At 67.1% G+C, this 11,882-nt stretch carries 7 protein-coding genes; 5 read left to right on the plus strand and 2 right to left on the minus strand.

Annotation, left to right across the window (positions count from 1 at the left end):
• Nucleotides 1–904: 904 nt before the first annotated feature.
• Complete coding sequence (locus OG485_RS03495) at nucleotides 905–5,167, plus strand: golvesin C-terminal-like domain-containing protein (RefSeq protein WP_328664387.1); 4,263 nt, start codon at nucleotides 905–907, stop codon at nucleotides 5,165–5,167.
• A 297-nt stretch (nucleotides 5,168–5,464) separates the two neighbouring features.
• Here the strand turns inward: OG485_RS03495 and OG485_RS03500 are convergent, their stop codons facing one another.
• The gene (locus OG485_RS03500) at nucleotides 5,465–6,160 is read right to left on the minus strand and encodes an SMI1/KNR4 family protein (protein WP_328664389.1); all 696 of its coding nucleotides are present in this window, start codon (nucleotides 6,158–6,160) and stop codon (nucleotides 5,465–5,467) included.
• A gap of 482 nt (nucleotides 6,161–6,642) precedes the next feature.
• Nucleotides 6,643–7,152 carry a cupin domain-containing protein gene (locus OG485_RS03505; protein ID WP_328664391.1) on the minus strand — a complete coding sequence of 170 codons (510 nt, stop codon included), beginning with the start codon at nucleotides 7,150–7,152 and terminating at the stop codon, nucleotides 6,643–6,645.
• A gap of 139 nt (nucleotides 7,153–7,291) precedes the next feature.
• Here OG485_RS03505 and OG485_RS03510 point away from each other — a divergent pair, with 139 nt between their 5' ends.
• The 4 genes from OG485_RS03510 (at nucleotide 7,292) to OG485_RS03525 (ending at nucleotide 11,881) form a co-directional block, all read left to right on the plus strand.
• A complete protein-coding gene (locus OG485_RS03510) occupies nucleotides 7,292–7,726 on the plus strand; it encodes an RrF2 family transcriptional regulator (protein ID WP_328664393.1) in 435 nt (144 codons plus the stop codon).
• Between the two features lie 50 nt (nucleotides 7,727–7,776).
• Complete coding sequence (locus tag OG485_RS03515; RefSeq protein ID WP_328674229.1) at nucleotides 7,777–8,694, plus strand: DsbA family oxidoreductase; 918 nt, start codon at nucleotides 7,777–7,779, stop codon at nucleotides 8,692–8,694.
• Between the two features lie 552 nt (nucleotides 8,695–9,246).
• Nucleotides 9,247–10,821, plus strand: a complete 1,575-nt coding sequence (locus OG485_RS03520) for an ABC transporter substrate-binding protein (RefSeq protein WP_328664395.1) — start codon at nucleotides 9,247–9,249, stop codon at nucleotides 10,819–10,821.
• A 31-nt stretch (nucleotides 10,822–10,852) separates the two neighbouring features.
• Nucleotides 10,853–11,881, plus strand: a complete 1,029-nt coding sequence (locus tag OG485_RS03525; RefSeq protein WP_328664397.1) for an ABC transporter permease — start codon at nucleotides 10,853–10,855, stop codon at nucleotides 11,879–11,881.
• Nucleotide 11,882 lies beyond the last annotated feature (1 nt).

Consider the following 11,882-nt stretch of genomic DNA (forward strand, 5'->3'; position numbering starts at 1 on the left):
CGGGCTGCGGTCGGCCAGGCCCCGCCGGTGCGCAAGCAGGTCGGAGGGTGAGCCGATCCCCAAAGTGCGCCCTGCCTCCGTTCCTTCCAGCCTCTTGTTTTTGCTGTGGCAGTCACCACGCCAGCAGCCGGTCCATCCCGTCGGCAGCCGGCACCCGCCGCTCGCGCGGTCCGCTGCTCCGGGCTCCCTTCCGCACCGCACATGGAGGATCCCGTAGGTGCCAGTCCGCCTTGGATCCGACGGAGCGTCACGAAAGTTCAAAGTTGAGCAATGTCATAGCCATGACATCTCCCCTCATGTGAAGATCCACTTCGTTCGTACAAGTGATCTACTAATGGTGGTGCGATGAGGAGCAGGCTTCAGGATGCCCCTCCGGGGAAACCGGACGGGATCATGCAGCGATCGGCCCGAAAGACATGGGTCCGACTCCGCAGTTTCCAAAGATTTGTGTCGACGAATTCACTCCCATCGTCGACCGGGAACAGGGCCTGCCCCTCACTGCACGCGGCCCCTTGAGGGCTGAGGGCTGTTTTGGTCGGCCTGAGACAAATCGGACCGGCCCCGCTGCCGACACGATGCTGTCCCGCCGAGTGGCGCTGGGGTTCAAGGCGCCGGCGTCTGCAGGTCGGGGACGGTTTCTTGCCGGGGCATGCCAAGAAGCCCGGCTGTTCAACCAGGAAGGAAAAGTTCTCTCTTGAGATACAAGATAGGCGCCCGTGTGCGACTGGCTGCCGTGTTGGCCAGCGCCGCATTAGCGGGCAGTCTCATACATCCTACGAACGCCCTGTCGGCACCGCAGACCAAACCTGCCGAGCACAGCAAGCCGAAAACTGCCGGCCAAGGGCGGGTTACGGATCCTGACAAGACGCTTGGCAAAGGCTGGAAGACGAGCAGGGACCGAGCGGTGACTGCCGTCGCCGACACCGGCGGCCTGAGAATCCTGGTCGCCGACAGCGCCCAGGCATACGCATGGAAGACCGCAGCCACCCTCAGCGAACCGGGACTGCCCGCGGACTCGTGGATTGGCAACGAGTGCGTCCTGGACCGTGATCACGCAGCCGCCGTGTACGCACCACGTAGCTTCACGAACAGTCCGGACTTGATGCAGGGCGGCGCATTCGCCGCGATCGTCAACCTCACCACCGGCAAGGTAACGAAACTGCCGTTCACGGCATCGCTGGCGTACTTCGACCCGTCTTGTAACCCTGACACGCGCACGGCCGCGTTCACCGCGTACCGCGACATGAACGATCCGGCAAAGACCCGGACCCGTGTTGTGACCGTGAACACTGCCGGCAAAATCCTTGGCAAGGTAGCGACCACCGGCGAGGCCACCAGTGCCGTACCCCTCAAGGACGGCACGGTCGCCGCCATGGGCCGGCGCTTGGTCCACCTCGATCGCTCCGGAAAGGTCAAGAACCTCCTCACCGCAGGCGGGGTGCCATTCGATATCCACCCAGTCGACGGAGGGCATATCGCCTTCGTCGAGCGCAACGGCAGCGAAAAGGCGCGCGCACGGCTGTGGGGTGGGCCCGGCAAGGCGATCACGGTCGCCACCGGCAGGCTGGGCGACCTCGACCTGACCCGCGGCGGGTCCGCTCAGGTGTTCATCACCGGACACCCGGCCGGCGTCTCCCGAATCCAGGGCAGTGGAGTCAGCCGCCTCAACGCGAAGGTCGGCACCGTCATCTCCAGTCAAGGGCGACTCGCCGTCGACCCGGTCCTGACTCCCGGCATGCGAGCGGGCGTCGAGAACATCAAAAACGCGGGCAAGGGGTTCGCAAAGACCGCCCCCTCCGCGAAGAACGGCACGGCGCAGGCCACCAGCCTGGCGGATGACGCGCCACTGACCGTGACATCCACCGCCACCAATACCGGCGCGAAGATCAGTCAGACAGTCATCAGCACCAGCACCAGCACGGGAACGGACCTTCTCACACCAGCGCTGATGAGCAGCGTCAAGGCGCGCTCGGCCGCAGCCGCTTCGGGCAAGCATGCGCAGCTGGCCAAGAGTGCGGCAGTGACGTCGATCGTGTCGCACGATCCGACTGATCCCGACCGCTGGTGCTCCATCTCCCGCAACGATGTCAACACGCAGGCCCTTCAGCCGACACCCAACCAGGTCGAATGGGCCGTCGACATGGCTGTACGTGGCAACCTGCGCGCGAGTTACATGCGCCAGGGCGGCTACCGCAACCAATCCGGGCTGGGCACAGTCGACCCGCAGGGTCTGTTCCCGCCGCCCACGCTGACCGGCGGCGGACGCATCCCCGCCAACGTGATGCTCGGGATCATGGCCCAGGAATCCAACATGTGGCAGGCGGAGTCCGGCGCCATCCCCGGCCAGATGGGAAGCCCTCTTGCCGCCGTCGACGGCTACTACGGCCACCAGATCGACCCGGGCAACCCGGACGCCTACTGGAACATCAACTGGGACAAGTCCGACTGCGGCTACGGAGTCGGACAGGTCACCGACGGCATGCGTCTGGCGGGACACGAGAAGCCCGGCGAAACAAGCCTCTCGCCCGCTCTGCAAAAGGCTGTCTCCGTCGACTACTCGGTGAACATCGCAGCCTCCATGAAGATCCTCGCCAGCAAGTGGAACGAGGTCCACACCGCCGGGCAGACGATCACCGTCAACGACGACGACCCATCCCGGGTGGAGAACTGGTTCACCGCGGTATGGAACTACAACCTCGGCTTCAACCCCCCCTCCGACGCTTCGCAACATGGCGGCCACTGGGGCCTGGGCTGGTACAACAACCCGGCCAACCCCGTCTACGCCAAGAGCTGGGGCCACCCGTTCATGGACACCGACGTGGACGGCACCGAAGCCAACCACGACGCCGCTCACCCGCAGGACTGGCCGTATGAGGAGAAGGTGATGGGCTGGGCCGCATGGTCCATCGACACCGGCTACTCCTACAGCACCGACGGCCGCCAGGACTGGAAGGGCGAAGCCGGCTTCTCCTCGGCCGGTTTCCGGCCCGCCTGGTGGACCAGCACCGCCCAGCGCAGCCTGGTCTCGCCGCCGCTGAGCGTCTTCTGCAACAGCAACAACAGTTGTGACCCGGCGACACCGCCGAACTGCCCGGACGCGGAGTGCTACGCGCAGTACTGGTGGAACAAGCCCAATGCCACCTGGAAGACGAACTGTGCCAATGACTGCGGGCACGAGCTGATCAAGTACGCGACGCTGATCTCGGAGCCGGGACGCGGCTATCGCCTGAAGAACGGTACGCCGGTCTGCTCCGGGGCGCCCGACGGCGCCCACGTCGTCGCCTCTGCCCCCAACGGAACGGAGACGTGGGGTGACTGCGGACAAATCACCTCCTCAGGCACCTTCCAGTTCACCTTCTATGCGGACACCATGGGCACCCACTTCGACGCCAAGGCCGATCTGCATCAGATAGGCGGAGGGTACGGCGGTCACTTCTGGTACGCCCACGAGCGCGACGTCGGCCACCTGGGCGGTGAAGGCGGTCAGATGACCATCGACGGCAGATGGAAGCTGAACGGGCAGCTGGAAAAGAAGCAGGCCATGGTCTACGTGTACATCCCAGACACGGGAGCGCAGACCCATCAGGCCGTCTACGAGGTCGTCACCGCTCTCGGGACTCAAAAGGTCACCATCGATCAGTCCGCCAACGCATCCGGCCGGTGGGTCCCGCTGGGCGCCTTCCGCTTCAACGACATGACCCCCGAGGTCCGGCTCTCGAACACAACCCCCAGCGGAACCGCGGACAAGGACATCGCCTGGAGCGCGGTCGCGTTCGTCCCGGGCGATTTCAACGTGCCCGGTGGCAGAATGGCCGGGCTGGAGCTCCCTGAGCCGGATGACAACGCCACAGAGGTCGACTTCGTCGACGACGACCAACAAAAGCAACCGACTCCGACCGGGCTCGTGTCCAACCCCCTGTTCCGCTCGCTCGGACCGGACGACGGATGTGCCGAGGGCCTGAAGAACGGTCAGGGCCGCCAGTGCGTCACCTACAAACCGCTGACCACGGTGCCCACCCTCGCGCGCGCGGCCGCCGCCGGCGCTGTGTCTACGCCCCTTGTTACGTGGTGCTCTCAGACGGGTCTGACGTGGACCTACACCATCGAACGCCGTGAAGGCTGCCTGGCCTTCACCACGATCGTCCACTGGACCAAAAAGGACCCCGACGGCGCCGTGGAAACCGCATCCGCAGCGTTCAACGTCTTCGTCGAAACCAAGACAGAGAACAAGGCTACGTTCAAAGAGCGCATGTCGATCGTCCCCGTGGACATGGACGCGGCCCTCGGCAGTGTCTCGCTGGACTATTGGGACACCCCCTGCACCCCGGACTGCGACGCCAGCTACTCAACAGCCTGGAACGGCGCCGAATGGTCGAGCATTCTCGACAACCACTGGGCATCGGCGACGAAGACGAACACATGGAACAATCCGGTGGAAAACACATCCCAGAAGCTCGACCGCGGCATCTTCCTGAGCTTCAAGGCCAACAGCCCCGAATGGCAAGGCCTTGTTCCAGTGGACAAACCAGAGATATCACTGTTCGATCAAATCAGGTGCGACAATTCAGTAGCCGTCAAGAACTCGACCGGATGCATCTTCTACAGGCACATCCCGACCTGGACCATGACGACCGCCAAGTACCCGGCTGCCGCAGCCTACTACTGGTTGCTCCGTGAAGAGCTTCCTTCACACCCAGGCAGCAAGGCCGAAGAGAAGCCACTCCACCGAGAAATCGATCAGGATGTGAAGGAAAAGAACAGAAGAAAGGTGTGCCCCGATTCGTTCACGCCGACCACAAAAGCAACCCCCGAGGCGACACACAACAGCCCCGATGGCAGGCAGTGCGACGAGTTCCCTTTCGCTACGACGAAGGAGAGCGGCGGCCAGTCCGTGAGCAACGGAGACGAGTGCACCCAACTGTTCGCGCAGAAGAGCGACACTGACGGGAAGTGGCGCCTGTACCCGGATCTCGACCGGTATCCGACACCTACGTGGCAGGAAGTCTGCGGCCGGGCATCAATGTCTGCGAAGCAGAACGAGGCCGCAGGCCGGGGCGTCGGCGCCTTCTACACGAAAGCACGCATGGACGATGACGATGCCTTCTACATGGAGGCACCCGACCTGGAGGGATGTCGTACCGATGAGGTGTGCGTGGTCAACCCGTAACGCATAGCCTCCGAGACGGAGCGGCGGTCCGAGGCTTCATGCCTCGGACCGCCACTCAGTCATACCCACTCGCGTGCGCATCGCCGACGGCGCCCGGCACCTGGCACCTGGCACCTGGCACCTGGCACCTGGCACCCACAGTGCCACCGGCTCTGCATGCTCGGGTTTGCTCCGATTCCTCCGTCAGGACCGCGAGCAGGTCCTGGAATATTCACAGAGGACTTTCCCGCACCTTCCAGCGATCAGAGGCAAGACGGAAAATGGCCCGCGATGCCCGTTCCCGTGAATCCGCTATGCTCAGATGATTTCCCAGTCGAGCATTGCTCCGAAACTGGTCGTTCGAATACGCGGAACATAGCCAGACCCCAGCCTGCAAGCGGTGAGGGGCTGGTTGGCTTCCAGCGAAATCAACATGTCTTCACACATCGCGCGAACACTGTCCCACGCGGTCTGGAAATCGGTGCCATCGTGAGCAACTGCGTGGACATTTCCATACATGGGACCATGCCGGTGGTCAACGACCAGCCGGTCGCCCGACCTGGTCGCACCAATGGGGACCCATTTGACGTGCGCGGTTGCCGGGGCAGCGGTCAAGCCCAGATCCTCTCGCAGGTAGTGCGTCTGTCCGTCACCGACGATTTCCACTCCATCGGCAACGATGAACATGGTGACGACTTCATCGGTGTCCTCTTCGAGACTCCATGCGACCAGTTGCTCCATCTCGCGCTGCCCGCCCTCCATGCTCTGCGCCGGCAGGATGGAGTATCCGCCGGGCAGGATGTATCCGGCGTTATGGGGCAGGCCGAATCTGATGCCGTTGTGCCACCGCAGGAGTGCGACAAGGTCGGGATGCAGACTGAACCGGCCCTCAGCGACGCGGTCGATGGCATCCTGCGTGGCGGACGGGTTCAGTGCCGGGACTTCACCGGGCGTATTTCCTTCCAGCCAGGTGTCGAGCCGTTCAAGAACGCCGGAAAGGTGATCGCTAGTCATGCGACGACTATACGAGTGCAAGCCATAGGATTTTTCGACTGTTCAACGTGCCCCCGACGCGACCGAGAAGGGAAGTAGAAAACACCGGCGTAGCCACTGCTGATCGATCCGTTCTTGCCCCAGGTCCAGTGCTTGCCGGGCTGGGATCCGAAGGGGAGCTTCTGCTTGTGGTTGTTGTCGTAACCGGTCTTCGAGCCGGGCGAGATCCCGAACGCGCTCACCGCGCCGCCGGCCGGAACGGATCACGCGGTCGACTTCGCCGGGCAGAACCTGCTCCAGACGGGGATGGCGACCAAAGGCCCGCTCATCGACTCCGCCCGAACAGGGGAGCCGTTCATCCGGACGCCCCGCTGGGGCGGCGGGTCACGATGGCGCGCATGATCTCCGTGGTTCCTTCCACGCTCCGGCCGGCTCGCGGGTCACGACGGCCTCCTCGCCACCGTACCCACCGCACCCATCACGTGATCGAACGGCCCGCGCGCTCAGCCCTCTCCGGCGTCCTTCAGCACGTACAGTCCGGGCAGGTTGACCACGATCGCCTCCTGGGTGCTGCGGGCGATGACGACGACGGCCTCCTCCGCGGGGTCCGGGTTCTCCTCGCGGTGCGGCACGAACGGCGGCACGAAGACGTAGTCACCGGGTGAGGTGCGCAGCCGTAGTTCCTCGGGTTCTTCCCCCGAGTCGTCGAGGAAGACGAACTCGGGGTGTCCGCTGACCACATAGATGGCGGTCTCGGAGGCTCCGTGGTGGTGGTCCGAGGAGGCGGTGGAGGGGGCGACGTGGGTCTGGCCCATCCACAGCTTCTCGGAGCCGACGGTGGTGCCGCTGACGGCGGCGAATCTGCGCATGCCACCGGTCTGCGCCGTGTCGCCGTCGAGGGCGTCGGCGCGGATGTGGTGCAGGCGGGTGCTCAAGGGGCGTACGGACTGTGCTTCGGCGTCCGGGAGATGGGGGTGGAAACCTTCGCCGGGGGTTGTCGACGGCTCGCTCATGGAGGGGGACGCTAGAGCCGCCCGGAAAAGGATGTCAAGAGGTATCCATTGCGCTTCACCTGCGGCAATGTTCCCGCAATGTACGTGGGGAACCGGTGGAGACCCCGCCCGCGCACACCTGGTCGGGCATCATGGGCCCATGCATATCTCCGCGAAGGCGGACTACGCCACGCGAGCTCTGCTGGAGCTCGCCCGCGAACCGGCCCGCCCGCTCACCTGTGAGTCCATGGCCTCCTCGCAGCATGTTCCGTTCCGCTTCCTGAAGTCCGTGGTGGGCGAGTTGCGCAGGGCCGGCCTGGTACGCAGCCAGCGCGGCTGCGAGGGCGGGTACTGGCTCGGCCGGCCCGCCGACGAGATCACTCTGCTGGACGTCGTACGCGCCGTGGACGGTGAGCTGATCACCTTGCGGGGCGAGCCGCTGGCCGGACTCGACTATCCGGGGCCCGCCTCCGGACTGCCCGGGGTCTGGCGTCGTATCGAGGCGGACGCCGCGGCGGTACTGGGCGGGACGACCCTGGCCGGGCTGCTGCCCGCCGAGGCGGCCGGGCGGATGGACCACAAGGGAGCCGCGTGACCCGCCCGCCGCACCGGCAGACCGTGGAAGCGGTGGAGGTGGTCGACACCATGGAAACGCTGGAGGTGGTGGAGGCGGTGGAGGTGGTGGAGTACACCGACCCGCTGTGTCCCTGGGCCTGGGGATCGGAGCCGGTGTTCCGCAGGCTCCGGGCCGCGCTGGCGGGCCGGGTCCGCTGGCGACGCGCGTACTGCGTCCTGTTCGACCACGACGACGACCCGCCGCCCGATCCCGCCGCGGAGACCGCCTGGTACACGCGGTACGTCGAGGACATCAGCGCTCACACGGTGGCACCGCGGGCGCGGCGGCTCAGCCGGGTCGCGGCGAGTTCGTGGCCGTCCTCGCTGGCGGCCAAGGCCGCGGAGCGTCAGGGCCACGAGGTTGCCGAGCGGGTGCTGCGGCGCCTGCGGGAGAGCGTGTTCGTGCTCGGTGAACCGGCGGACACCCCGGCGCTGGCGTTGTCCGCGGTCCGGGGTGTGCCCGGCCTCGACCATGAGCGGCTGGCGGCCGACGCGGCGTCAGCGTCCGTACGGGAAGCGGTACTTGCCGACCGCTCCGAGTCGCGTCGGCCGGTCGGCGAGGTGCTGTCGGTGCGCGGTGGTTCGCCGCATCCCGGTGCCGCCAAGGAGACCGCCGACGGCGGGTACCGCTACGCGCTGCCGACGCTGCTGGTCCGCACTCCCGCGGGGCGGCGCGTCGTACCCGGCTGGCGGCCGTACGAGGAGTACGCGTCGGCGTTCGAGGAGCTGAGCCCGGGGCTGCTGACGGAGCCCGCGCGGCCGGCTCCGCCGGAGGCGCTCGCGCGGTACCGGAGCCTGACCGGCCCGGAGGCGGCGGTGTTGAGCGACGGACCGTGGCCTCCCGGGGACGCCGTACGCGTCGAGACCGGCAATGGCCCCCTGTGGCTGCACCCGGACGAGGCCGCCGTGCACCCGGAACGCGACCGCGTCGCTCCAGCCGTTCCCTGAAGGTCTTCTGACGAATGGTCAGGGTGGAGGAGGGTGGCCGTGGAGGACCCTCCCGTCCCTGCCGGTGCTCTGATCAGCGGTCAGAACCCGTCCCGCCCAATGAGACACCAATTGGTGTCCATTGACAGCCGCCGAGAACCGGCCCCAGGATGTGCACCATGCTCACGACGCACCCCGGCGTGGTGTGCCGCTACGTGGACCTGCGGCGCACCTGCAGCGCACTCTGTCGCTGACCGCCCGCCAGCCGCGGCCCCCAGGCGCCTGACGCCCGTCCCGCCGACTCCGGTACCGGCCCCGAGCCGACTCGCCGCCCGGCCCCCGTCATCGCGCGCCGTTCTCCCAGCGTTTCGTCGTTTCCGCTCCCCGGCCTCCCGGCCCTCCCCGCGATCCGCCGACGCCTCCTGCCCTGAACGCGGCATGCCCCCGTGCGCACCGAAGCACACACAGGCATGCGCGTCTTCGGCCTGCGTGGCGTCCGTCCGCGGGGCGGTCCGCCCTCGCTCCCCGCCGCGCCGCCCCGGCGCGGGGGGAGCCTTCGCAGAAAGCAATCCGATGCCCGGACGTCTCACGCCCCGCACCCCCGCCACGGCCTTCGGTTCCGCCCCTCGACCCGGCCGGCTGCGCGCCGCCGCCCTGGGCACCGCCCTCGCCACCGTGCTCGTCCCCGCGCTCGGCGCCTGCGGCGGCGAGACCTCCGCGTCCGCCGGCTCCACCGCGCTGAAGTGGACCTCCTCCTACTTCCCCGCCCACTGGGACCCGGTCGTCAGCGGCAGTGGCGCCCAGTTCCGTGAACTCGCCCTGGTCTACGCCTCGTTGACCCGGACGGACGAGAACGGAAAGGCCGTCCCCGACCTGGCCGAGAGCTGGGACTACAACGCCAAGGGCGATGTGGTCACCTTCCATCTGCGGCCCCACCTGAAGTTCAGCGACGGCGCGCCGGTCGACGGTGCCGCCGTGAAGGCCGCGATCGAACGGGCCAAGAAGCAGAAGAACTCCGCCCTGTTCGGTGACCTGACCTCGATCACGTCGGTGGACGCCAAGGGTCTCGACGCGGTGATCCACCTCAGCCAGGTCGACTACCAGATCCCCCAGCTGCTGGGCGAGCGCGTCCTCCAGATCGCCAGTCCGAAGGCGGCGGCGTCCCCCGCCGAGCTGGACCAGGGCCCGGTCGGCGCCGGCCCGTTCACCGTCACCCAGCTCGTCCCGGGCACCAAGGCCGTCCTGAAGAAGAACCCGGACTACTGGGACGCCAAGAACATCCACATCGACACCGTCGAGCTGAGCTCCGCCCCCGACGCCTCCACCGTCGTCTCCGGACTCCAGACCGGCGTCTACAACTTCGCCGACATAGCACCGAGTCAGGCCGACGCGGCCAAGAAGGCCGGACTCGACGTCTTCGTGCAGCCCGGCTTCAACGCCTCCAACCTCAGCCTCAACACCAACAAGGCGCCGTTCGACAACGACAAGGTCGTCGACGCCGTCCGCTACGCGGTCAACCGTCAGGAGTTCGTCGACAAGCTGACCTTCGGCTACGGCTCGGTGACCAACCAGCCGTTCCCCAAGGGGTACGTCGCCTACGACCCGGAGTCCGAGAACGCGTACGCCTACGACCCCGCGAAGGCCAAGAAGCTGCTGAGCGAGGCCGGTTACAAGGCGGGCGCCCTCAAGCTGAACCTGGTCATCCCGGCCGAGGACCCTCAAGCCGAGATAGTCCAGGCGCAGTTGGCGAAGGTCGGCATCACCGTCACGATCAAGATCGACAAGAACTGGGCCACTCCGTTCTTCGCCAAGGACCTGACGTTCTCGCTGTACGGCACCACAGGGCGTGACTCCGCGGCGCAGACGCTCACCGCGCACTTCGGCCCGAACGGCCCGCTCAACCTCAGCTCGCCCTACGAGCCGTCCGGTTTCGAGGCCGCCATCGCCAAGGTCCGCCGGACCCCGCTGGACTCGCCCGGCTACACGAAGGTCCTCCAGGCGGCGACCCGGGCCGGCCTCAAGAGCAAGGCGCTGGTCTTCACGTACTCCTCGCCCAACCTCATCGCCAAGAGCAAGAGCATCTCCGGCCTGCCGAAGAACCCCGCCCACATCGACTGGACCGGCGTGACCATCGCCGGCGGCAACTGACACTCCGTCCATCACAGAGAGGGGGCAACCCATGACGACGACGGAGGCAACGGCACCGCCCGACGTCCGTCTCCCGGCCGCCGCGGCCCGGACCCGGCACACCCTGGGCCGCGTCCTGGCCACCCTCGCCCGGTCGGTCGCGATCTTCGTGCCCGTCTTCCTGGTCGCGACGTTCGTGACGTTCGCGCTGCGGTCGCTGAGCGGACTCAGCCCGGCACGCATCCAGCTGGGCGAGGAAGCGACTCCCGAGGCGGTCGCCCGTGTCGAGGCCCACTGGGGCCTCGACCGGCCCTTCCTCGTCCAGTACGGGGACTGGTTCGGTGACGTCCTGCACGGCCGGCTCGGCACGAGCTGGACCAACGGCGCCGACATCTCCACCCTCATCGGCCTCGGCCTGGGGGTGAGCCTGTCGGTGGCGACCTTCGCGCTGGTCATCGGTGTCGTCGCGGGCTTCGGTCTCGGCACGCTCGCGGCGGTGCGCCGCACCACCTGGATCGACCGCGCGATCACCGGCTTCGTGACGGTGATCTCGGTGATGCCTGCCTTCGTCGTCGGCATCGTGCTCGTCGCCGTCTTCTCGGTGGGGCTGCACCTGTTCCCGTCCGCCGGATACATACCGGCGGAGCAGGGGTTCGGACCGTGGCTCGCCCACATCACCCTGCCCGCCGTGGCGCTGAGCTTCGACGTCGTCGCCGATGTCGCCCGTCAGCTGCGCGGAAGCCTCGTCGGGGCCTACCGCGAGAACTACGTGACCGGCGCGGTGGTCCGCGGGCTCGGTCCGCGCCGGATCTTCTTCGGCCACGTGCTGCGCAACGGCCTCGGTCCCGCGCTCGCCACCCTCGGACTGAAGTTCCCCGCCCTGGTCGGCGCCTCCGTCGTCACGGAGTGGATCTTCGGACTCCAGGGTTTCGGACGGTTCGCCAACGACTCGGCGCAGGCCGGGGACGTACCGGCCGTGCAGGGCGTCCTCGTGGTGTCGATCGTCCTGGTCGTCGCCTTCAACCTGCTCGTCAACCTGGTGCTGGCCCGCGTGACGCCGGCCTCCCGGCGGGGGGTGTGAC

It is taken from the genome of Streptomyces sp. NBC_00328 (assembly GCF_036139655.1).
GTDB lineage: Bacteria > Actinomycetota > Actinomycetes > Streptomycetales > Streptomycetaceae > Streptomyces.